A 21,308-nucleotide genomic window follows, 5' to 3' on the forward strand; every position below is an offset into this window, starting at 1 on the left:
CGAGGGCGTGCGGCGACCGGACAGCCCCGTGGACGACGTTCCGCACGCCACACAACCGAAGTGCCCCCGAACCACGCGATCGCGCGGTTCGGGGGCACTTCGGTCGTGCAAGCGGCGCTGGACCCGAACGCCAGCGCCGCAGTCCGGGGTCAGATCAGGTCGTCGGTCAGGTGGTTCGGCGTGCCGAAGCGGTGCGCCGTGATCGACACCGCCTGCTCGCGGACGAACGGCAGGATCTCGAGCCGCCCGGCCTCGGTCACCGGGCCGCCGTACACCGCGACGTCCGGACGACCACCGACGGCCGAGTACAGCGCCGAGGTGTCGCCGCCGATGAGCCGCACCCGGGTCGAGGGCCCCGAGGCGACCGAGCTCGCGAAGGCCTCGTCGGACACTGTCTGCGACAGCGAGCGGACGATCGGCAGCGAACGGATCGCCGCGGCGACGGACGACGGCAGCGTCGCGGCCGTGGAGACCTCGATCGTCGTGCCGGCACGGAGCGCAGCGGCGACGACGCGGACGAGCTCGACCACCGAAGCGTCAGTGTCTGCGTCCGATTCGGCGACCGCGGCCAGCCGCACCTGCACCGACGGGAACGGCAGGTACCGGGCGATGTTCCGCTCAGCGGAGAGCGCCGAGACGTCGGTCGCGGTGCCGAACAGCGTCGACCAGGCCTGCTCGTCGGACGCCAGCGCGCGGTCGAGCATCGGCGAAGCGACCTCGGCAGCCCGGGCGAACGCCGAGACCGGACCCGACACGGCGACACCGGACGCACCGGACGCCGGTGCCGGCGTCCACGACCCGAGCCCGAGCAGGTAGTTCAGCCCACCGGCCTTCGTGCCGGCGCCGACGGCCGACTTCTTCCACCCGCCGAACGGCTGGCGGCGGACGATGGCGCCCGTGATGCCGCGGTTGACGTAGAGGTTGCCCGCCTGGATCCGCGACAGCCACGTGCCGATCTCGACCGGGTCGAGCGAGTGCAGGCCCGAGGTCAGGCCGTAGTCGACCTCGTTCACGATGTCGATCGCCTCGTCGAGCGAGTCCGCGGTCATCATGCCGAGGATCGGGCCGAAGTACTCGGTGCGGTGGAACTCCGAGCCACGGCGGACGCCCTGTCGGACACCCGGGCTCCAGAGCTTGCCGGTCTCGTCGAGCTGCTTCGGCTCGACGGCCCAGGACTCCCCCGCGCCGAGCTTCGTGAGGCCGTCGAGCAGCTTGCCCGAGGCCGGCTCGATGACGGGGCCCATCTGCGTCGCGGCGTCGGTCGGGTACCCCACCGTGAGCGAGGCCACCGCGTCGAGCAGCTGGTTGCGGAAGCGCTTCGACTTCGCGACCGAGCCCACCATGACGACGAGGGACGCGGCCGAGCACTTCTGGCCGGCGTGCCCGAACGCCGACGCGACGACGTCCTTCACGGCGAGGTCGAGGTCGGACGACGGCGTGACGATCACGGCGTTCTTGCCCGAGGTCTCGGCGAGCAGCGGCAGGTCGGGACGGAACGAGCGGAAGAGCTCGGCCGTCTCGTACGCACCGGTGAGGATGACCTGGTCGACCATCGGCGACGCGATGAGCTGCTGTCCGAGGTCGCTCTCGGACACCTGCAGGAACGCGAGCACGTCGGCCGGGGCCCCGTGGGCGTCGAGCGCGGTCTCGATGATCGAGGCGAGCACGGCGCCGGAGCGCTCGGCGGGCGGCGCGGGCTTCAGCACGACGGCGGACCCGGCCGCCAGCGCGGCGAGGGTCGATCCGGCGGGGATCGCGACGGGGAAGTTCCACGGCGGCGCGACCAGGGTCAGCGCCGCGGGCGTGAAGGTCGCACCGTCGACGTCGTCGAGCGAGGACGCCAGGGTGCCGTAGAAGTGCGCGAAGTCGATCGCCTCGGACACCTCGGGGTCGGCCTGGTCGATGGTCTTGCCGGTCTCCGACGCCATGACCTCGATGAGGGCGGCGCGGTTCGCCTCGAGTGCGTCGCCGACGGCGTGCAGCACGGCACCACGCGCACCACCGGACCAGGTACCCCAGACCGCACCGGCGGCCTTGGCGCGGCTGAGCGCGGTGTCGAGCGCCGTGGCGGAGTCGACCCGGGCCTCCTGGACGGCGCGGACGCCGAGCGTCGACGAGGCGACCCGTGCGGTGATGGCGTCGCCCCAGGCGCGGACGGCGCCGACCGAGGGGTCGCTGTCCGGGGTGTTCTCGAAGTGGCCGGGGCCGGGGCGGCCGACGGCGGCGTACCGGTCGGCGACCCGGTGGGAGGCCGGCGCTTCGAGACCCTCGGGTGTCGCGAGCGGCACCAGGGACGCGCGGAAGCGCTCCTCTTCACGGGCGAACAGCGGCGGCGAGGACACCAGCGAGAAGACCGCGGACATGAAGTTGTCCTGCGACGCGCCCTCTTCGAGGCGACGGATCAGGTAGGCGATCGCGACGTCGAACTCGCCCGGGTGCACGACCGGTGTGTAGAGCAGGAGCGAACCGACGGTGTTCTTCACGGCCGACGCCTGCCCCTGCGCCATGCCGAGCAGCATCTCGAACTCGATGCCGTCCCGCACGCCGCGCTCACCGGCGAGCAACCAGGCGTGCGCGACGTCGAACAGGTTGTGCCCGGCGACACCGACGCGGACGTTCTCGACGCGCGACGGGGTGAGCGCCCAGTCGAGCACGCGCTTGTAGTTGGTGTCCGAGTCCTGCTTGGTGTGCCAGGTGGCGAGCGGCCAACCGTGGACCGAGGCCTCGACCTGCTCCATCGGCAGGTTCGCGCCCTTCACCAGACGGACCTTGATGCCGGCACCACCACGAGCGCGGCGGGCGGCGGACCACTCCTGCAGCTCCTGCATCGCGGCGAGCGCGTCGGGCAGGTACGCCTGCAGCACGATGCCGGCTTCGAGGCCGAGGAACTCGGGCTCGTCGAGGAGCTTCGTGAAGACCGCGATGGTGAGGTCGAGGTCCTTGTACTCCTCCATGTCGAGGTTGATGAACTTGGCCGGGGTGGCGGCTGCGGCACGCTGGAAGAGCGGTCGGAGCTGCTCGACGATGTCGTCCACCGCGTGGCCGAACGCCCACGGCGAGTGCGGGTGCACCGTCGAGGACACCTTGATGGAGACGTAGTCGACGTCGTCGCGGGCCAGGAGCTTGTGCGTGCCCTCGAGTCGGCGGGCGGCTTCGCGCTCCCCCAGGACGGCCTCGCCGAGCAGGTTGACGTTGAGGCGGACGCCTTCGCGCTTGATGCCGGCGATGGCCGGGCCGAGCTTGGAGTCGGTGGCGTCGACGATCAGGTGGCCGACCATGTTCCGGAGGACCCGTCGAGCGATGGGGACGACGACGTTCGGCAGCACCGGGGCCATGCCGCCGCCGAGCCGGACGAGTCCGCGGAGCGCGGCGGGCAGGAACCCGGGGGCGTCCGGGGCGATCTGGCGGAGCTTGCGTGCGGCGACGGCGAGGTCTTCCGGTCGCACGACCCCGTCGACGAACCCGACGGCGAAGTCGAGTCCGGCGGGGTCGGCGAGCACGCCGGCGAGCTGCTTCGCCGAGCCGTCGACCGGGTAGGACTCGGCCTCGGCGAGCCACTGTCGGACGAGCGCGACGGACTGGTCCGCCAGGGCGTCGTGGTCGATGGCGGAGTCCTCGTGCAGCGTCGTCATGGGTTCAGTGTGGAGGTCGGGGATGCGGTAGCGGAAGTGAGCGTTCCTGATGGATACCGTTCAGTTCCGCTACCGTTCTGTTCCTGATCCGGCTAGCGTCGGACCATGCTCGACGTCCGCCGTCTCGTGCTCCTCCGTGAGCTGTCCATCCGCGGCACGATCGCGGCCGTCGCCGAGGCCGTGAACTTCACTCCGTCGGCGGTCTCGCAGCAGCTGAGCGCCCTGGAGCGGGAGGCCGGCGTGCAGCTCCTCCGCAAGGCCGGGCGTCGGCTCCAGCTCACCCCGCAGGCCGAGGTACTGGTCGCTGCGGCGGGCCAGGTGCTCGACGTCCTCGAGCACGCGCAGTCACAGGTCGAGGAGACCCTGTCGTCCGTGCAGGGCCGCGTCCGGGTCGCCGTGTTCCAGTCCGCGGCTCTCGCCCTGATGCCGAGCGCCCTGCACGAGATGGCCACGGAACACCCCGACGTCCGGGTCGAGATGGTCCAGCGGGAACCGGAGACCGCACTGAACGAGACGTGGGCTCGTGACTTCGACATGGTCATCGCGGAGCAGTACCCGGCCCACGCCGCTCCGCACCTGCCCGGGCTCGACCGCTCCGACCTGACGACCGACGCCGTCCGGCTCGCCCTGCCCCCGCTCGACACGGCCCTGCGCCCGGTGTCGTCGCTCGAGGACGCCCGCACCATGCCCTGGGTGATGGAACCCCGCGGCACCGCGTCGCGGCACTTCGCCGAGCAGGTCTGTCGGCGCTGGGGCTTCGAGCCCGACGTCCGGTACGAGACCGCGGACCTGCAGACGCAGATCCGCCTGGTCGAGTCGGGGAACGCGGTGAGCCTGATGCCGGACCTGATGTGGACCGGTCGGACGACGACCTGTCGGCTGCTCGAGCTGCCGGAGGGGCCACGACGCACGATCTTCACCGTGGTGCGGTCCGCGGGGTCGTCGTCCCCGGCGGTCCGCGCACTCCGTGACGCGCTCGAGCGCGCGGCGGCGGCTGTCGGCGACTGATCCGCCGGCGCGAACGCCAGCCGACGCGCACGCCAGCCAGCGCGCACGCGAGACGGCGCCGTGACCGGATCGAGACCTGTGCATCCGTCAGGATCTCGTCGACGCAGACATCTCCTGGATGAGGGCACCTCCCGGTGCCCAGACCGGCATCCGAGGGGGATCCCATGAACCAGCCCTGCACCTCCACCACACGACGGGTCGCTGCCATCGGCGCAGCGGTCGCCATCGTCACCGCGTCGTCGGCGTTCGGCATCGGCGCCGCGACCGCCGTCGCGGCCGAGCCCACGACCGCCACGAGCACGGCGACACCCGGTACGCCGGCCGAGCCCGGTACGCCGGCCCAGCCCGCCGCGCCCGTCACGACGGTCGACACCGACGAGCAGCCGGGAGGCCCGTCCACCGGCCCGACGCCGACTGCGGTCCCGGAAACGCCGGCACCAGAGCCCACGGCACCCGCCGCACCGGCGACACCTGCGGCACCCGCGGCCGACGACGGCAGCGACCTCGCCTTCACGGAACCGTCCACCGCCGAGGACCCGATCGAGCTCACCGCCACCAGCGGCACGCCCTTCACTCGCACCTTCGAGACCACCGGCGGCGACGGCACCGTCGGCTACGCCATCCAGGACGCCCCGTCCTCCGACTACTGGGTCAACGTCGACACCGGCGTCCTGAGCGGCGACCCGAAGGAGGCAGGGACCTTCCGGTTCCAGGTCGTCGCCCTGAGCGGCTCGACCGAGATCACCCAGTACGTCGAGCTGACGGTCGCTCCCGGTGACCCCGTGGGCGTGACGTTCGGCGTCGCCACCCCCGACTACAACGGGCTGTGGCAGGTCGAGACCGACGGCACGATCTGGGAACAGGCAGCCGGTCAGGGCCGGGTCCGCATCGTGCCGAGCATCCCCGTCGCCGAGGGCACCCCCCTCACGCTCGCCGGGCTCGCAGTCGACGCGTACGGCAACCGGACCACGCCGGGTCCGGACTACCCCCGGTCGACGGTCACGAGCACGGACGACTCCGACTCGGCGGTGTGGAACGACGGGGACTCCTCGAACACCGTGACCTTCGGCGGCACCGGCACCCGGACCGTGACCGTCTCCGAAGGGGGTGTCTCCACGTCGTTCGAGGTCGTGGTCGGCGCCGAGGACACCGACGAGCCCTCCGCCCCGGACACCATCACGTTCACCGACCCCTCGACCCCCGAGTCACCCATCCGCATCGAGACCACCGCGGGCGAGCAGATCGAGCGCACCTTCACCGCGACGGGGTCGTCGACGGAGCTGCACTACGTCCTGCTGACCGGCCCGACGGCGTTCCCCGTCCCGGGCAACGAACACCCGATCGCACCGCTCGGCCTCGCCGTCGGTGACACGAGCGGGGTCCTGAGCGGCGCCCCGACGGTGGCCGGCGAGTACGACTTCCAGGTCATGGCCATGAACGGGTCCCGCGCTGCCACCCAGTACGTCCACCTGTCCATCCGTCCCGCCGCGACGGAGGAACTCAGCCTGCTCGTCGGCACGATCGGTTCCCCGAAGGGGTGGCTCCGTGACGCCGAGGGCCTGCGCGAGATCTTCGCGGAGAGCCCGAAGTCGATCCCGGTCGACGCCGTCCCGGTGGCCCAGGGCGCGACGATGGTCGTCCGGGTGACGGCCCTCGACGCGTTCGGGAACAGCACGAAGGAGTCCGACGGCGCGCAGCCCGTCGTGACGAGCAGCGTGGCCAGCGACGAAGTGACGCTGCCGTACGGCGAGTGGGCGCCCCGCGTCGGGTTCCCGCACGCCTCGCCGCACACCATCACGGTCGCCCTCGGTGACGTCTCGACCACGTTCGACGTGGACGTGCGGCCGTCGGTCGCGACCGTCGGCGACACGACCCCGACGGCCGGCGGCGGTGGGCACCTCGCCTACACGGGCGCTGACGCCTCCGGGCCGCTCGCGTGGGCGCTGGGCCTGCTCGCCGCCGGCGGCGGTCTGCTGATCCACCGTCTGCGTCGCCGTCGCGCCTGAGACGCGGCCCCGGACGGACGGGAGGCGCGGTGCGGGCCCGCACCGCGCCTCCCGTCCGTCCTGCCGCCCCCCCCCCCAGGGCGCGCCGCGCGTGCGGGGGTCCGGCGGTTTCCCGCACGCACCCCCAACCCGGGTCACATTCCGGTGAATCGTCACAGCCCGGCAACCTCATCCCGCTACGATCCGAGAACGCCGACATTCTCGGCAAATTCACATGATCTGGGCGATGAGCCCGGACCGAATCCCTGGGGGATCCCGTGCACCGCAGCACCTCCACTGTCCGTCGCGCCTGCGCCGTCGGCACCACCGTCGCCTTGGTCGGCCTGACCACCGGCCTCGGCATCATGACCGCGACGGCCGCCAACGCCGAGACGCTCGACACCACGCAGCCGATCGTGGCCGCCGAGACGCCCGCTCCGGTCGTCTCCGACGAGACACCCACGCCGACGGACCCGCCCGTCGAGACCGCGCCCGAGACCCCGGCTCCGGCCGAGGAAGCCCCGGCGCCCACCCCCGAGGCCACCGAGCCCGCCGCGCCGGAGACCACCGCGCCGGCCGCCACCGAGGCTCCGAAGCCGACCGAGACCCCGAAGCCGGACGTCACGGCCAAGGCCGCCGACGCCACCGTCACCATCGAGGGCACGGCCAAGGTCGGCACCCGACTCGTCGCCGTCGTCACCGGCTTCGACGACGAGGCGGGGTACAAGTACTCCTGGACCGACCAGGACGGCAACGTCCTGTCGAAGGCCGCGAGCTACGTCGTCGACCCGACCGACGTCCGCAAGACGATCACGGTCGCCGTGACGGGCACGCTGCCCGGCGCGACCGAGACCTCCACGGTCGAGTCCGAGGCCACCGCCGCCGTGACGCAGACCCCGGCGTTCCTCGGTGAGGACGGCCAGCCCACCAAGGCCGGTGCCACGCAGGACAGCCCGCTCGAGCTGAGCACCGCCGCCGGTGACGCCTTCTCGCACACCTTCCGTGCGCAGGGCTTCCCGGAGCCGAAGTACAGCCTCACCTGGTTTGACGACGAGGAGCTCGAGGACACCACGTACTTCGACGAGAACGGCGACGAGTACATCCCCGAGCCCGACGAGCAGCTGCCCTACGGCGTCTCCTTCGACGCCTCGACCGGTGAACTCAGCGGCGTCGCCACCGACGCGTGGGAGTACACCTTCGCTGTCACCGCGACGAGCGGCACCGAGTCGGTCACCCAGTACGTTTCGCTGAACGTCGAGGCCGGCGCACCGCTCGGGGTGCAGGTCTACACGATCGACCGCGCACAGCTGACCGCTGACAAGCAGCGCACGTGGATCATCGCGCCCGACGGCTCGGTCTACACGGTCGACTCCGAGTCCACCGACGACTCCTTCTCGGTCGAGCTCACCGAGGGTGGCCGTCCGACGGTCAAGCAGGGCGGCACGCTCGTCGTCCAGGGCGGGCTCGTCGACCGGTTCGGCAACGACGTCCTGGCCGACGAGGACGAGGTGGTGCTGCCGACCGTCACGTCGGACATCGCCAGCGACGTGATCGCTCCGGACCCCGAGCTCGGTGACTTCGGCGTCGTCGGCGTCACCTTCCCGCACGCCTCGGTGCACAACCTGTCCGTCGCGTTCGGCTCGTTCAGCACGTCCTTCGCCGTCGAGGTCCAGCCCACCGTCACCGGCATCGTCGCGCCCGTCCCGGCTCCGCCGGCAGCAGCGGCCCCGGTCGCCCCGGTCAACACCGGCGGCCAGCTCGCCTACACCGGTTCGGACACCACCGACGCGCTGCCGTGGGCCCTGGGCCTGCTCGTCGCCGGTGCCGGCCTCATCGGCGCCCGCTTCGCGCGTCGTCGTCGCGCCCAGCGCTGACACCCCGAGACGTCTCCCGTCCGTCGCGTGCCCGCGCGGTGGACGGGAGGCCCGTGACGGCCCCGCCTGCTCCTCCACCGGAGCAGGCGGGGCCGTTTCGCATCCGCGCCCGGCCGGGTCCGCGCCGGTAGCGTTGGCGACATGCCCACGCTGCTGCACATCGACTCCTCGGCCGACCTGTCCCACTCCCGCTCGCGCGCACTGACCGCGGCCTTCGCCGACGCCTGGCGCGCCCGCGGCCCGGAGTACACGGTCGTCCGGCGGGACCTGCACGTCGACCAGCTCCCCCACCTGGAGAGCTCGGCGCTGCACTGGGCCGCCGCCGACCGCACCGCCGAGGAGACCGTCGCGCCCGAGGCCGAGGCCCTCCGTCAAGAGATCATCGACGAGCTCCTGGCCGCCGACGTCGTCGTGGTGGGTGCGCCGCTGTACAACTACACCGTGCCGTCGACCCTGAAGGTCTGGATCGACCGCATCCACGTGCCCGGCGTCCTGACCGGCGGCGTGCAGCCCCTGGCCGGACGCCCCGTCGTGACCGTGGTGAGCCGCGGCGCCACCTACGACGCCGGCACCCCGACCGAGGGTTGGGACCACGGCTCCCCCGTCCTGCACATCGTGCTCGGCACCGCGCTCGGCATGAAGCTGTACCCGATCACCGTCAGCGCGACCCTGGCCGACCGACTGCCGGACCTCGCACCGCTGGCCGAGCACGCTGCCGCGGAGTTCGCCGACGCGAAGACGACGATCGAGCGCCTGGCGACGACGCTCGGCTGACCCCGGCGGCCGCGGCGTTCGTCAGGCGGGCCGCACCTCGTCGGCCCGCCCGAGCAGCTCCGCGTGGAAGGCCGTCTGCGTCAGCGCGCTCGCGAGCAGGAACCCGGTCATCGACTCGATCCCGCCGCTGAAGGGCACCCGGGCGGCGACCTCGAACAACGTCGGACGGTCCAGCGCGTCGAGGGCCGCGGCGACGTGTCGGGAGCGTTCCTCCCGGTGCCGGGCCAGCGTCTGCGCGCGGGTGACGACGTCGCGGAACCGGTACTCGTGCCCCGGGCAGACCTCGAGGTCGGCGTACGGGTCGAGCCGCGCGAGCGACGCCAGGTAGTCGCCGAGCGGGTTCGTGCCGGTCCGTCCGCCGAGTCCGACGCCTGAGTTGATCCGCGGCAGCACGTGGTCGCCGGAGAACAGCAGGCCGTCGGCCTCGTCGAGGAAGCACACGTGCCCGCTCGTGTGCCCCGGAGTCCACAGCGTGCGGATCGTCCGACCGGGGATCGGCAGCAGGTCGCCGTCCTCGAGCAGCACGTCGGCGTACGGCGCCTCGATCCGGCCCATCCCGATCCGGCGTCCGCTGCCCCAGGCCTCGACGACCCCGGCCCGGAGGTGTTCCGGCAGCCCCCACGTCGCGATGTCGGCGTCGTTCCGCTCGGCGTCGGCGCGTTCCCGTTCGAGCGCGCTGACCTCGAGGCCGTGCATCGCCACACGTGCACCCGTCGCCCGGCGGACGGCCGCCGCGGCACCCAGGTGGTCGGCGTGCAGGTGCGTCACGGCCACGAGCGACACGTCGTCCAGGTTCCGACCGATCGCAGCGAGCCCGTCCCGCAGCTCGGCGAGCCCACCGTCGGCCGACCACCCGGGGTCGATCACCGCGAGCGAGCCGTCCGACCCCTCGACGACGTAGACCAGGGTGGCGTCGGGCACCCCGAACCGGAACGGCACCGCGAGGGTCCAGATGCCCGGCCGGACCTGCTCGACGGGTGGCAGGACGCCGTCGCGGAGCGCGGCGGCCTGCACGGGGCTGATCGGTTCCGGGGCCGGCGCTGCCGGCGGAGGCACGGTCGTCACGCCGGCCACCCTACCGACGCGCGCCGACCTGCCCGGCGACGGCCCTGCTCCCGACGCATGGTGAGCAGAAATGGTCGGGTGCGGGCACTGGACCCGACCATTTCTGCTCACCGAACGCACGTGCCGGGCGGAGCACGGGCCTCCAGGCAGACGGCGCAGGCCGCGCCGACAGCCCCCGCGACGCCCGCGAGTAGACAGGACCCATGGAGATCGCACCGATGCTCGCCAAGGCCGTCGCCACCGTCCCCGACCCGGACAGCACGAAGGGCGGGCTGCGGTACGAACCGAAGTGGGACGGCTTCCGGGGCATCGTGACCATCGACGGGGACGACGTCGAGATCGGCAGCCGCGGCGCCAAGCCGCTCACCCGGTACTTCCCCGAGCTCGTCGAGGCGTTCCGCGCGCAGTTCGGCGGCCGCGACCACCCGGTCGTCCTGGACGGCGAGGTGATCCTGCGTTCCGGTGCGCCCGGTGCCGAGCGCCTCGACTGGGAGGCGCTGTCGCAGCGCATCCATCCGGCAGCCTCGCGGATCGCCAAGCTCAGCGTCGAGACGCCGGCGCAGTTCGTGGCCTTCGACCTGCTGGCGGTGGACGGCGAGGAGCTGGTGGACCGCCCCTTCGACGAGCGTCGCGAGCGCCTGGAGCAGCTCGGCGACGCGATGACCGATCCGCTCTTCGTCACCCGCACCACGCTCGACGTCGAGCAGGCGCGCGAGTGGCTCACCACGTTCGAGGGCGCCGGGCTCGACGGCGTCGTCGCGAAGCCGCGAGCGCGGCCGTACGAACCGAACAAGCGCTCGATGCTCAAGATCAAGCACCACCGCACCGCCGACGTCGTCGCCATCGGCTACCGCGTGCACAAGAGCGGCTCCGGCGTCGGGTCCCTGCTGGTCGGCCTGTACGACGCGGACGGCGAGCTCCGCCAGGTCGGCGGCGTCTCCGCCTTCTCCGACAAGCGCCGGGCCGCGTTGATCGACGAGCTCGAGTCCGTCGTGCTCCGCGATGCGGACGGGAGGCCTGTCACCGGTGACGGGGAACGGTCGCGGTTCTCGTCGGGTCGCGACACGTCGTTCGTCCGGCTGGCGCCGGAGCTGGTGCTCGAGGTCCGGTACGACCAGATGGAGGGCGACCGGTTCCGGCACACCGTGCAGTTCGAGCGGTGGCGGCCCGACCGTGACGCGACGTCGTGCGGGTTCGAGCAGCTCGAGGTGCCGAGTGCGTACGACCTGAACGACGTGCTGTCCTGACGACGGAACGCGCTGCGGTGTCCGTTTGTCGCTGTTCTGTCACGTTCGGGGAAAAGTAGTTAGCCGAACTAGCGATGCCGTGCCAGGATGATCTCAGCAGCACGAGGCGTCCAGTCCGGGCGCCCGGATCGAAAGCGGTCGACATGAGCACCAGCACGCTTGTCCGCCACCCTCGGCGGAGCCCCTTCACAGAAGTCCGAGAGGCACGGCGCCAGCGCGTCCTGCAGCTCAGCGCGGTCATCAGCGCCATCGCCGGCGTGACCGCCACGGCGCTCGCACTCGTCACGGTCGGACTCGGCTCGTGATCGTCGACGGCATCACCGACGTGCACCGCGGCACCTGGTCGCGGCTCACCCGCCTGCACACCGCCAGCATCGGGCTGCCGACGCACACCACGCGCGTCGAGGACCCGGACCGTCAGCGGGACGTCTCCTCTGCAGCCTGAGGTTCGGTTCGGCTCGGCTGGGTCCGGTTGCTCGGCCGTTGGGCCGCTGGGCCTCAGCTCGGCTTCTTCGCCCGCGAGGGCTGCACGCGCGGCGGCTCCCCCGGCATCTTGGGGAAGTCCGGCGGGAACGGCAGCTCACCCTCGCCGTTCGCCAGGTCCCGCTCCCACCACTCGAGCAGCGATGCGATGCTGCCCGGCTGCTCCCCCATCGACTCCCACGGGTCGCCCGTGGTCCGCAGCCGCTCCGGCACCGTGCGGATCGTGAAGGTCGTCGGGTCCGCGGTGCGCAGTTCCTCCCAGGTGATCGGCGTCGACACCGAGGCGTGTGCGAGAGCTCGGGGGCTGTAGGCACCGGCCATCGTGCGGTCGCGGTTCGCCTGGTTGAAGTCGACGAAGATCCGCTGTCCTCGCTCTTCCTTCCACCACGCCGTCGTGACCCGGTCGGGCATCCGGCGTTCGAGCTCGCGCGCCGCAGCGATCACCGCGTGCCGGACCTCGAGGAACTCGTGCTCGGGGCGGATCGGCGCGAACACGTGCAGGCCGCGGTTGCCGCTCGTCTTGATCCAGGTTGTCAGACCGACCTCGTCGAGGACCTTCCGGAGTTCCTCGGCCACTGGCACCGTGTCGCCGAAGCCGGTGCCGGGCTGCGGGTCGAGGTCGATGCGGAGCTGGTCCGGGTGGTCGCTGTCCTCGGCACGAGAAGCCCACGGGTGGAACACCACCGTGTTCATCTGTGCGGCCCACACCGCCACGGCCGGCTCGTCGATCACGAGCTGCGGGTTCGACCGCGCACTCGGGTAGGTCACCGTGACCGAGCGGACGTAGTCGGGCGCCCCCTTGGGCGGGTTCTTCGAGAAGAACTGCTCGCCGTCGACGCCGCCGGGGAACCGCTGCAGCGAGATCGGCCGGTCCCCGTTCGCCCGGACGAAGGCGTCGCCCACCGTGACGAGGTACTCCGCGAGGTCGAGCTTCGTGATGCCCGCCTCGGGCCAGAGCACCCGCGAGGGGCTGCTGATCCGGACCTCACGGTCACCGTCGGGCCCCGGCACCCGCACCGTCGTCGCTTCGCTCGCCATGCAGCGGACCGTACACGCGTGGCGGCCGCCCGCCCGCAGCCGGGACCGCTCTTGTTCCCGCAAGACACCGGTGTTCCCTGGTCGAACACGCGCACGCCGGTGTTCAGCGCGCGGACACCGGTGTCTTGCGGGCAGGGTCGGCAGGATGGGCGGGTGAACGCGTACCTCGGCATCGACCTTGCGTGGGGGCTCGGCTCCGAGCGGAAGGCCGCGAACGAGACCGGGCTGGTGGCGATGGACCACGACGGCACGATCACCGACGCCGGGTGGGCCCGCGGAGTCGACGCCGTCACGGACTGGATCGCCGAGCACCTCGGGCCACGCTCCCTGATCGCCGTGGACGCCTCGCTCGTCGTGACGAACCCGACGGGCATCCGCGAATCCGAACGGCAGGTCGGGCAGCGGTACGGCCGGTGGAAGGTCGCGGCGAACCCGACCAACCAGGCGTCTGCGGCGAGCGCTGGCTCAGCGCTGCTCGACCGGCTGACCGCGCTCGGCGTCGGGTACGTCTCCGACACGGACTCGATGCGGGGACGCACCGGTCCGGCGATGTTCGAGTGCTACCCGTACACGACGCTGGTCGGCGTGGAGGAGCTCGGCTACGACGTGGAACGACCCCGGTACAAGCGGCTCGACCTCCGCATCCCTGCCGCCGAGGCACGTGCCCGTCGCGCCGAGGCCTTCGACGAGCTGGTCCGGCGGCTGCGCGAGACCCCGCTCGACCCGCCGCTGCTGCTCGACTCCCACCCGCTGACGCAGCGGCTCGCCGACCCGTCGGTGCTGCACGGTCCGACGCACAAGCACCGCGAGGACCTGCTCGACGGGGCGCTGTGCGCGTGGACGGCGGCGTTCTGGGAGCGACACGGCGACGACCGCGTGCAGATCCTGGGAGGTGATCCGGCCCTCCTGTGCGACCCGCCGGACGAGGCGGGCCGCCGGCCCGTCGTGGTGGCGCCCGCACGCCCGTCGCAGCGGGGGCCGCGCGGCTAGGGTTGAGCGGTGAGCACGACGACCGAACCCCTGCACATCGGGCTGGTGTCGCTGCACACCTCCCCCGGAGACGAACCCGGTTCGGGCGAGGTCGGCGGCATGAACGTCGTCGTCCGGCACCAGGCCGAGGCACTCGCCGACCTGGGCCACCACGTGGACATCATCACGCGCCGGTCCGCCCCGACGCAGCCGGACTCGGTGTCGCTCGTGCCGGGCGTGTGCCTGCGGTTCCTGTCCGCGGGGCCGGCCGAGCCGGTGCCGAAGGGCGAGCACGACGCGTTCATCGAACCGTTCCGCCACGAGCTGGAGCAGCTCGGGCCGTTCGACGTCCTGCACTCGCACCACTGGTTCTCCGGCGCGGCCGCGCTGCCCGTCGCCCGCGAGCGCGGTATCCCCCACGTGCAGTCGTTCCACTCGATCGCCGCCGACCCGGCCACGCCGCTGTCCGAGGGTGAACGTCCCGAGTCCGCCGGCCGCATCGCCGGCGAGGAACTGCTCGCCCGCGAGTCGGACGCCGTCGTCGTGGTCTCCGAGGCCGAAGCGTCGACCGTGCGCACCCGGCTCGGCGGCGACGACGCCCGCATCTGGATCGTGCCGCCGGGGGTCGACGGGTCCGTCTTCCGCCCCGCCGCCGTCGGTGCGCGCCGCGCCGCCACCCCCTACGTCGTCGCAGCGGCGCGCGTGCAGCCCCTCAAGGGCCTGGACCTGGCGATCGAGGCGATCGCGGACATCAGCCTGGAGGCCCGCCCCACCCTGGTCATCGCGGGCGACGTGTCGAGTGAGGCGGGCGACTACGTGGACGAACTGCGTCGGCTCGCCGACGAGCGGGGCATCGCCGACCACGTCACCTTCATCGGGCCGCAGTCGCGTGCCGACCTGGCGTTCCTGTTCCGTGGCGCGGCAGCCGTGCTCGTGCCGTCCCACTCCGAGACGTACGGGCTCGTCGCGCTCGAGGGCTCCGCTTCCGGGGTGCCGGTCGTGGCCGCGGCTGCCGGGGGCCTGCGTGAGGCCGTGGTCGACGGGGAGACGGGCGTCGTTCTCGAGTCCCGTGACCCGCAGGAGTGGGCGGCCGAGATCGAGCGGATCCTGACGGATGCGCCGTACGCCGCCGGGCTCGCCGCTGCGGGCCGGGAGCACGCGGAGCGCCTGAGCTGGGAGCGGTCGGCCGCGGGACTCGAGGACGTCTACCGCCGGGTGCTCGGGCGCTCGTGAGCGGGACGGGCGGGCGGTTCGCGGCGTTCTGGGCCGCGCTCGACGCCGTGCCCGTCGAGTCGGACGCCGAGGCGCTCTACGACGTCGGATCGGCCGAGGGACGACTCCGCCGAGCGAACCTCACGCGGTACCTGGAGCAGTCCGGGGCGGGGGCCGACACGTTGCTCGTGGCCGAGGCACCGGGGTGGCGCGGCATGACGAACACCGGTGTCCCGTTCACGAGCATGCGCGAGCTCGGACACGAGTACGGCGTGCCACCGGAGCCGACGGCACCGTGGGAGGCCTCGTCCCGCGTCGTGCACGCTGCGCTGGAGGGCTGGCGCGGTGCGCTCCCCGTCGCGTGGGCGATCTTCCCGCACCACCCCTTCGTGGCGCCGGACCGGCTGACGAACCGGACGCCACGGCCCGCGGAGGTCCGCTCGGGAGCACCCGTCGCGCTTGCGCTGCTGGAGGCACTCGGCGGCGTGGACCGTGTCCGGGTGGTCGCCGTCGGTCGGAAGGCGCAGGGAGCGCTCGCCCTGGCCGGCATCGAGGCGACCGCCGTGCGGCACCCGGCGCAGGGCGGCGCGACGCAGTTCACCGAGCAGCTGCGAGCGCTGGACCGCTAGCCGTCCGTCCGCCCCGGTGCGTCCAGGTCGCGTCCCGGTCAGGCGGAGCGGACCTCGATGCCCTTGGTCGCGAGCCGCTCGGCGACGTGGGCGGGTAGCGGTGCGGCGGCGTACACGGTGCGGAGCTCCGGCAGGTCGAGCAGGTCGTCCCAGTTCTGCGGGTCGAAGCGGTCGTCCGAGCCGTCCCAGCCGGGGTGGACGTCCTGCAGGACCTCGAGGTCGGAGTCCACGGTGATCTCGGTGACGAGCGACAGGTGCGACGGCAGCAGGTCGAGGTCGTCGTAGTACTCGCGCGCCCGGTCGTCCTGCCCGTCGACGTCGAGGTCCTCGTCGGTCTCGTCCTCGGCGTCCGGGTCGTAGGGGTCCAGGACGTCGAGGTCGTAGCAGAGGACGTCGAGCACCAGGAGCTTCGCGTTGAAGTCCGCGAACTCGATGGGCTCCTCGGTGGTGTTCGACTGCTGGTCCATGGCCGGAGCGTATCCGTCGCCGAGCGACCGTGTTGCGATCGCGAGAAACCTTCCTGTGGGACTGGACAGAAAGGCATCCAGCGCGCAAGGGTGACGCATGGCCACCACCAAGACGGACCGCCCACAGCAGGAGCAGCACGAGCTCCGCCGGGTCATCGGTCCCAAGCTCCTGCTGCTCTTCATCGTCGGCGACATCCTCGGCACGGGTGTCTACGCGCTCACCGGCCAGGTCGCGGCCGAGGTCGGCGGGGCAGCGTGGCTCCCCTTCCTCATCGCGTTCGCGGTCGCGCTGCTGACGGCCTTCTCGTACCTCGAACTCGTGACGAAGTACCCGCAGACCGCCGGTGCCGCCCTCTACGTGCACAAGGCGTTCGGCATCCACTTCGTCACCTTCATCGTGACGTTCATCGTGATGTGTTCCGGGATCACGTCGGCGTCGACGGCGTCGCGGGCGTTCGCGGCGAACCTCGGCGCCGGGTTCGGCATCGAGCTGCCGAACGGCGTGGTGATGCTCATCGCGATGGGCTTCATGCTCGCGGTGATGTTCATCAACTTCCGCGGGGTGAGCGAGAGCGTCAAGACGAACGTCGTGCTGACGCTGGTCGAGCTGTCCGGTCTCGTCATGGTGATCCTGATCGGGTTCTGGGCGATCGCGGGCGGCAACGCGGACTTCTCGCGGGTCGTGATGTTCGAGACGCCGGAGGACAAGTCCCTGCTGCTGTCGATCAGCACCGCGACGTCGCTGGCGTTCTTCGCCATGGTCGGGTTCGAGGACTCGGTCAACATGGCCGAGGAGACCAAGGACCCCTCGCGCATCTTCCCGAAGATCATGCTCACCGGCCTCGGCATCACCGCCGTGATCTACGTCCTCGTGTCGATCTGCGCCGTGGCCGTCGTGCCGATCGGTGAGCTGGCCGGCAACGAGACCCCGCTCGTCACCGTCGTGCAGACCGCCGCGCCGGACTTCCCGATCGCCGACCTGCTGCCCTTCATCTCGATGTTCGCCGTCGCCAACACCGCCCTGATCAACATGATGATGGCGTCGCGCCTGCTCTACGGCATGAGCAAGCAGGGTGTGCTGCCGGGCTTCCTGTCCCGCATCTCCCCCGCCCGTCGCACCCCGTCGACCGCGATCGTCTTCACCACGCTCATCTCGCTGCTGCTGATCGGGTGGGTCTCGCTCGACCCGGACTCCCCCATCGTCGTCGTCCTCGGTGGCACCACCTCGCTGTTGCTGCTGACGGTGTTCGCCGTCGTGAACGTGACCGTGCTCGTGCTGCGCCGCGACAAGGTCGACCACAAGCACTTCCGCGCGGGCGTCATCATCCCGGTCATCGGCATCATCACGTGCCTGTGGCTCGTCCTGCCGTTCTCGTCCGGTCGTGACCCGCAGCAGTACCAGATCGCCGGCGCGCTGCTGGCCCTGGGCGTGCTGCTCTGGATCCTGACCTGGTTCACCCACGGACGGAAGCAGGCCGAGAAGGCCCCGACCGGACTCGTGACGGAGCCGACGAAGGTGCAGCGCCAGCCGCACGACCACCGCGACGTCTGATGGAAGCGACCGGTGTCATCTGGACCATCGTCATCGCGGTGATCGCCGCGCTGTCGCTGTCCGCCGGAGGCTGGCGCCTGCGTCGGGGTCGACGGGCCGACCGACGCGACCGGTGACCGCCGCGCACGAGTGACCCGTGACGGTTCTGGTTCGCGAAGCCCCCGCTTCGTGAACCAGAACCGTCACTCGTGAAGCGGGCGACCACGGCGGGCCGCCGCACGCTTCCCAGGAGGCGCCCGTACGCTCGTGCTGCTCTTCCCGCTCCGCCCGCCCAGCACCCGCCCAGCCCCTCGAGAGGTCCCGTCATGCGCCGTGTCGGCATCACCCTCGCCTCGGTGTTCGGCGCCGGGATCGTGGCGGTCGGCATCGGCGTGGTCGTCCTCGTGGTGATCGCGGTCAACTCGCTCGCCGGCATCGCGAAGTCGAGCGCCGCCACCCCGACTCCCGCGTGCCCGGCCGTCGCCTCGAAGACGATCGGCGGGATGGTCGTGCCGGCCGGCCCCGTCGGTGGCTTCTGCCAGGACCGCCTGGTGAACGCCGCACACGTGATCGAAGCCGCCCAGGCGCTCGGCATCGGCCCCCACACGCAGGCCGTCGGTGTGATGACCGCGATCGGCGAGTCGAGCCTGGTGAACCTGGACCACGGCGACGCCGCGGGCCCGGACAGCCGCGGCCTGTTCCAGCAGCGCGACAACGGTGCCTGGGGCACGTACGAGCAGCGGATGAACCCGTACACGGCCGCGACGATGTTCTACACGAAGCTCGTGAAGGTCCCCGGCTGGAAGACGATGAGCCCGACGCAGATGGCGCACGCGGTGCAGATCAACTCCGACCCGGACCACTACGCGAAGTCGTGGCCGCAGGCGAAGGCGATCGTCGAGGAGCTCACCGGCCAGGACGTGCCGGACGCCGCTCCCCAGGGTTGACCGCTCACGAGGCCACCGCCTGCGTCTCTTCGTCGAACTCGACGATCGCGGCTCCCCCGGAGTGCACGACGACCTGGGCGCGGAGCCGGACCGACTGCTCGTCGAGGGCGCAGGCACAGGCGTCGACCCACTCCCAGTCCACCGGGTAGAGCCGGTCGGCGTCGGGGCGTTCCCACACGAGCACGACGTCGACGGCGCCGAGCTGCGCCACGATGTCGGCGATCAGGGCCGCGAAGTCGTCGACGTGTTCGTCCGGGGAGTACGGCAGGTCGGCGATCGGCAGCAGGAACGGGATCGACATCCCTCGGTCGTCGAGGAACAGCACCCAGCACTGCCGGCGCAGCGGTCGTTCGACGACGGCTTCGACGAGTCGGACGACGTCGTCGTCGGTGCGGACGGGTTCACGGATCAGGCGGTCGAGCATCTCGGTGTCAGGCATGGCTCCAGCGTGGCGAACCGGAAGCCACCACCCGAGGCGCGGTCCGGGTTCTGTGGAGAACCGCTCCACGAACGCGGCCTGTGAGGGAAGAATGCCTCAGATGCCGTGCGTGACCGAGCTGTCGACGAGCAACAGCGAGGCGAAGAACACCGCGACGATGGCCGCCATGCCGACGAGCACCACCGGCCAGGTCAGCCGACGCCGCACGAGCCGCAGCACGCAGACCGCGATCGTCGCGACCAGCACCGCCGCCACGACGATCGGTCCGACGACGACGACCGAGTCCCCCAGCGTCTCGTTGCAGGTGTTCCCCGGCGCCGCGCACGACACGAACGCCAGCGACATGAGCCTGATCCCCCACCCTGCTGCCAACGCACCGACCGTGAGCACGACGAGCAGCGCGGTGGACGCGACCACGTCCGCGACGCGAGCGCGTCCTGCCAGGGGGTGCCGGGCCTCCCGACCGAAGCGCGCCGGGCCGGACCCGAGCGGATCGGGACCCGACGCAGGACCCGCCCCGGGGGCCGGGCCGGACTGCCGCGCGGGCGCGCCCATCAGGAGCGCCGGCCGCGCGTCGACCAGAGGGCGAGCGCGATGAGGACGGGCTGACCGAACAGGCGGACGAAGCGCTTCTCGTCGCTGTCCAGGCCGAAGGCGTCGCGACGGTTGACCCACTGCGACAGGTTGCCGGGGAAGATCACCGTGAAGAACAGGGCCGCGACCGAACCGACGAAGCGGCGGGCCGGCTTCGGAGCGAGCACCAGGGCCGAGCCGAGTGTGATCTCCGCGACCCCCGACGCGAGCACCGTCGTGTCGTCGTCCAGCGGGACGAACTCGGGGACCTGCGCCGTGAACTCCTTGCGCGCGAAGGTGAGGTGACTCGTGCCCGCGACGACGAGGGCAAGGCCGAGCAGGACGCGGAAGAAGGAACGCATGCCTCCATGGTGCCCGTTCCCGCGACCGGGTGCCCGCGCTGCGCGACTCGGACGTGTTCGAAGCGAGGTTCACTCGCTAACATGCGGTCCATGGGAGCAGTCGCTCGAGACCACGAACCGCCGGCAGCTCCGGCGACCTTCGCGGTGGTGCTCGGACCGGTCGCGTTCTACCTCGGCATCATCGTGCCCGCGCAGTCGACCGTGCAGCACGTGCTGCTCGGTGCGGTGTTCGGGCTGGTGTGCGTGCTCAGTGGCTGGCGGGCGATCCGGATCGCCGGTCGTCGCAGGGCCGTGCAGGTGTGGTCGTGGATCGGCATCGTGATCGGGACGGCTGGGCTCATCATGCTCGTCTGGCAGGTGCTCGTGATCGTGACCGGGGGCGCGTTCCCGCCGCCGTTCTGGTCGCCGTACGCCAACCGCTGACGCGGGGTCACCAGCCGAGCGTGCCGGGCGCGCCCTTGAACGGCCCGACGATGTCCGCCGTGATCCAGCCGCCGTAGAAATCGCCGTCCTGCGCCTGGACCTGTTCGCCGCCGACCTCGCACGAGTCCATCGCCGACGGGTAGATCGCGACGCGTTCCCGCAGCGACTCGTAGCCGGGGACCGGTGTCGGGTAGTTCCAGGCGGCACGGCTCGCGACCGTCCCGTCACCGCCGACGACGTCGAAGTAGCGCGCCAGCCCCTTGAACTCGCACATGCTCGAACCCGGCGCCTTGGCCAACGCACCCTCGGCCAGGTCGGCCATCGGCAGGTAGTAGACCGGCGGGTGTGAGGTCTCGAGCACGCGGACGGCATCGGTCGTGTCGGCGACGACCGTGCCGCCCAGACGGACGACGACGCGTGCGGTGACCCGCTCGACGGCGGGTGGGCGGGGGTAGTCCCAGACGGACTCCTGGCCGGGGCCGGGCTCGGTCCTCTTCGGGTGGCGCATGCTCCAGGTGTACGCCCGGTGCCTGCGGTGCAGCCGCGTGCGCGGGCGGGTCGCGCCGTTCTTTCGCGCTGAGCGACAGTTCACGGGCTCGGCGGCGCGAGAAGTGTCGTCCAGCGCGAAACTCCGCCCGTGCGCGGAGTCG

20 protein-coding genes and 1 pseudogene are annotated in these 21,308 nt (G+C 71.9%); 13 read left to right on the forward strand and 8 right to left on the reverse strand.

The features are described 5' to 3' along the window. Positions 1–149 precede the first annotated feature (149 nt). A complete protein-coding gene (locus DEJ02_RS16275) occupies positions 150–3,632 on the reverse strand; it encodes a bifunctional proline dehydrogenase/L-glutamate gamma-semialdehyde dehydrogenase (protein ID WP_111033800.1) in 3,483 nt (1,160 codons plus the stop codon). 105 nt (positions 3,633–3,737) lie between these two features. Between DEJ02_RS16275 and DEJ02_RS16280 the strand changes: the two genes are divergently transcribed. From DEJ02_RS16280 to DEJ02_RS16295, 4 genes are all read left to right on the forward strand, one after another. Further along, on the forward strand, positions 3,738–4,640 hold the full coding sequence (locus DEJ02_RS16280) for a LysR substrate-binding domain-containing protein (protein WP_071405378.1): 903 nt from the start codon (positions 3,738–3,740) through the stop codon (positions 4,638–4,640). A 164-nt stretch (positions 4,641–4,804) separates the two neighbouring features. Further along, entirely contained in the window at positions 4,805–6,646 is a 1,842-nt protein-coding gene (locus tag DEJ02_RS18770) for a hypothetical protein (protein ID WP_111033801.1), read from the forward strand. Between the two features lie 257 nt (positions 6,647–6,903). Further along, the gene (locus DEJ02_RS16290) at positions 6,904–8,499 is read left to right on the forward strand and encodes a putative Ig domain-containing protein (protein ID WP_111033802.1); all 1,596 of its coding nucleotides are present in this window, start codon (positions 6,904–6,906) and stop codon (positions 8,497–8,499) included. A gap of 141 nt (positions 8,500–8,640) precedes the next feature. Then, a complete protein-coding gene (locus DEJ02_RS16295) occupies positions 8,641–9,273 on the forward strand; it encodes an FMN-dependent NADH-azoreductase (protein ID WP_111033803.1) in 633 nt (210 codons plus the stop codon). A 21-nt stretch (positions 9,274–9,294) separates the two neighbouring features. Here the strand turns inward: DEJ02_RS16295 and DEJ02_RS16300 are convergent, their stop codons facing one another. Next, entirely contained in the window at positions 9,295–10,338 is a 1,044-nt protein-coding gene (locus DEJ02_RS16300) for an MBL fold metallo-hydrolase (protein WP_181440406.1), read from the reverse strand. Positions 10,339–10,541: 203 nt separating this feature from the next. Here DEJ02_RS16300 and DEJ02_RS16305 point away from each other — a divergent pair, with 203 nt between their 5' ends. From DEJ02_RS16305 to DEJ02_RS18565, 3 genes are all read left to right on the forward strand, one after another. Then, positions 10,542–11,585 (forward strand): ATP-dependent DNA ligase, encoded by a 1,044-nt coding sequence (locus DEJ02_RS16305; protein ID WP_111033804.1) that lies wholly within the window; start codon positions 10,542–10,544, stop codon positions 11,583–11,585. 143 nt (positions 11,586–11,728) lie between these two features. Next, a complete protein-coding gene (locus DEJ02_RS18560) occupies positions 11,729–11,890 on the forward strand; it encodes a hypothetical protein (protein ID WP_163343780.1) in 162 nt (53 codons plus the stop codon). After that, positions 11,887–12,030, forward strand: a complete 144-nt coding sequence (locus DEJ02_RS18565) for a hypothetical protein (RefSeq protein WP_155896788.1) — start codon at positions 11,887–11,889, stop codon at positions 12,028–12,030. The genes DEJ02_RS18560 and DEJ02_RS18565 overlap by 4 nt, the downstream gene beginning before the upstream one ends. Positions 12,031–12,083: 53 nt before the next feature. On the opposite strand, the gene ligD is transcribed toward DEJ02_RS18565, so the two are convergent. Then, positions 12,084–13,106 carry a non-homologous end-joining DNA ligase gene (ligD, locus tag DEJ02_RS16310; RefSeq protein WP_111033805.1) on the reverse strand — a complete coding sequence of 341 codons (1,023 nt, stop codon included), beginning with the start codon at positions 13,104–13,106 and terminating at the stop codon, positions 12,084–12,086. 153 nt (positions 13,107–13,259) lie between these two features. Between ligD and DEJ02_RS16315 the strand changes: the two genes are divergently transcribed. Genes DEJ02_RS16315 through DEJ02_RS16325 form a run of 3 tightly spaced genes read left to right on the forward strand, consistent with a single transcriptional unit; the run spans position 13,260 to position 15,916 of the window. After that, on the forward strand, positions 13,260–14,096 hold the full coding sequence (locus DEJ02_RS16315) for a DUF429 domain-containing protein (RefSeq protein WP_111033806.1): 837 nt from the start codon (positions 13,260–13,262) through the stop codon (positions 14,094–14,096). Positions 14,097–14,105: 9 nt separating this feature from the next. Next, a complete protein-coding gene (locus tag DEJ02_RS16320; RefSeq protein WP_111033807.1) occupies positions 14,106–15,308 on the forward strand; it encodes a glycosyltransferase in 1,203 nt (400 codons plus the stop codon). Then, positions 15,305–15,916 carry a uracil-DNA glycosylase gene (locus DEJ02_RS16325; RefSeq protein WP_111033808.1) on the forward strand — a complete coding sequence of 204 codons (612 nt, stop codon included), beginning with the start codon at positions 15,305–15,307 and terminating at the stop codon, positions 15,914–15,916. The genes DEJ02_RS16320 and DEJ02_RS16325 overlap by 4 nt, the downstream gene beginning before the upstream one ends. A 38-nt stretch (positions 15,917–15,954) precedes the next feature. Here DEJ02_RS16325 and DEJ02_RS16330 read toward each other — a convergent pair whose 3' ends face one another. Then, positions 15,955–16,383, reverse strand: coding sequence for a DUF6892 domain-containing protein (locus DEJ02_RS16330; RefSeq protein WP_111023826.1), 429 nt, complete (start codon positions 16,381–16,383; stop codon positions 15,955–15,957). A gap of 97 nt (positions 16,384–16,480) precedes the next feature. Between DEJ02_RS16330 and DEJ02_RS16335 the strand changes: the two genes are divergently transcribed. Next, on the forward strand, positions 16,481–17,935 hold the full coding sequence (locus DEJ02_RS16335; protein ID WP_111033809.1) for an APC family permease: 1,455 nt from the start codon (positions 16,481–16,483) through the stop codon (positions 17,933–17,935). 305 nt (positions 17,936–18,240) lie between these two features. Then, positions 18,241–18,861, forward strand: a complete 621-nt coding sequence (locus DEJ02_RS16340) for a hypothetical protein (protein ID WP_111033810.1) — start codon at positions 18,241–18,243, stop codon at positions 18,859–18,861. Between the two features lie 4 nt (positions 18,862–18,865). Here the strand turns inward: DEJ02_RS16340 and DEJ02_RS16345 are convergent, their stop codons facing one another. The 3 genes and pseudogenes from DEJ02_RS16345 to DEJ02_RS18725 form a co-directional block, all read right to left on the reverse strand. Beyond that, the gene (locus tag DEJ02_RS16345) at positions 18,866–19,300 is read right to left on the reverse strand and encodes a hypothetical protein (protein ID WP_071404198.1); all 435 of its coding nucleotides are present in this window, start codon (positions 19,298–19,300) and stop codon (positions 18,866–18,868) included. A 96-nt stretch (positions 19,301–19,396) separates the two neighbouring features. Continuing rightward, a pseudogene (locus DEJ02_RS18615) lies at positions 19,397–19,888 on the reverse strand (DUF6264 family protein); the annotation flags it as partial. Then, a complete protein-coding gene (locus tag DEJ02_RS18725; protein WP_071404200.1) occupies positions 19,855–20,235 on the reverse strand; it encodes a hypothetical protein in 381 nt (126 codons plus the stop codon). The gene DEJ02_RS18725 and the pseudogene DEJ02_RS18615, both read right to left, overlap by 34 nt. 90 nt (positions 20,236–20,325) lie before the next feature. On the opposite strand from DEJ02_RS18725, the gene DEJ02_RS16360 reads away from it, so the two are divergent. Beyond that, positions 20,326–20,658, forward strand: coding sequence for a hypothetical protein (locus DEJ02_RS16360; protein WP_146249315.1), 333 nt, complete (start codon positions 20,326–20,328; stop codon positions 20,656–20,658). Between the two features lie 7 nt (positions 20,659–20,665). Here the strand turns inward: DEJ02_RS16360 and DEJ02_RS16365 are convergent, their stop codons facing one another. Further along, entirely contained in the window at positions 20,666–21,166 is a 501-nt protein-coding gene (locus tag DEJ02_RS16365) for a DUF427 domain-containing protein (protein WP_111033812.1), read from the reverse strand. Positions 21,167–21,308 lie beyond the last annotated feature (142 nt).

Source organism: Curtobacterium sp. MCLR17_042 (genome assembly GCF_003234695.1).
GTDB lineage: Bacteria > Actinomycetota > Actinomycetes > Actinomycetales > Microbacteriaceae > Curtobacterium > Curtobacterium flaccumfaciens.

What these genes read in the sequence shown, in the direction of transcription:
- DEJ02_RS16295 (WP_111033803.1), top strand. Translation starts at nt 8,641, where the DNA reads ATGCCCACGCTGCTGCACATCGACTCCTCGGCCGACCTGTCCCACTCC.
- DEJ02_RS16305 (WP_111033804.1), top strand. Translation starts at nt 10,542, where the DNA reads ATGGAGATCGCACCGATGCTCGCCAAGGCCGTCGCCACCGTCCCCGAC.
- ligD (WP_111033805.1), bottom strand. Translation starts at nt 13,106, where the DNA reads ATGGCGAGCGAAGCGACGACGGTGCGGGTGCCGGGGCCCGACGGTGAC.
- DEJ02_RS18725 (WP_071404200.1), bottom strand. Translation starts at nt 20,235, where the DNA reads ATGCGTTCCTTCTTCCGCGTCCTGCTCGGCCTTGCCCTCGTCGTCGCG.
- DEJ02_RS16360 (WP_146249315.1), top strand. Translation starts at nt 20,326, where the DNA reads ATGGGAGCAGTCGCTCGAGACCACGAACCGCCGGCAGCTCCGGCGACC.
- DEJ02_RS16280 (WP_071405378.1), top strand. Translation starts at nt 3,738, where the DNA reads ATGCTCGACGTCCGCCGTCTCGTGCTCCTCCGTGAGCTGTCCATCCGC.
- DEJ02_RS16365 (WP_111033812.1), bottom strand. Translation starts at nt 21,166, where the DNA reads ATGCGCCACCCGAAGAGGACCGAGCCCGGCCCCGGCCAGGAGTCCGTC.
- DEJ02_RS16330 (WP_111023826.1), bottom strand. Translation starts at nt 16,383, where the DNA reads ATGGACCAGCAGTCGAACACCACCGAGGAGCCCATCGAGTTCGCGGAC.
- DEJ02_RS16340 (WP_111033810.1), top strand. Translation starts at nt 18,241, where the DNA reads ATGCGCCGTGTCGGCATCACCCTCGCCTCGGTGTTCGGCGCCGGGATC.
- DEJ02_RS16345 (WP_071404198.1), bottom strand. Translation starts at nt 19,300, where the DNA reads ATGCCTGACACCGAGATGCTCGACCGCCTGATCCGTGAACCCGTCCGC.
- DEJ02_RS16335 (WP_111033809.1), top strand. Translation starts at nt 16,481, where the DNA reads ATGGCCACCACCAAGACGGACCGCCCACAGCAGGAGCAGCACGAGCTC.
- DEJ02_RS16275 (WP_111033800.1), bottom strand. Translation starts at nt 3,632, where the DNA reads ATGACGACGCTGCACGAGGACTCCGCCATCGACCACGACGCCCTGGCG.
- DEJ02_RS18560 (WP_163343780.1), top strand. Translation starts at nt 11,729, where the DNA reads ATGAGCACCAGCACGCTTGTCCGCCACCCTCGGCGGAGCCCCTTCACA.
- DEJ02_RS18770 (WP_111033801.1), top strand. Translation starts at nt 4,805, where the DNA reads ATGAACCAGCCCTGCACCTCCACCACACGACGGGTCGCTGCCATCGGC.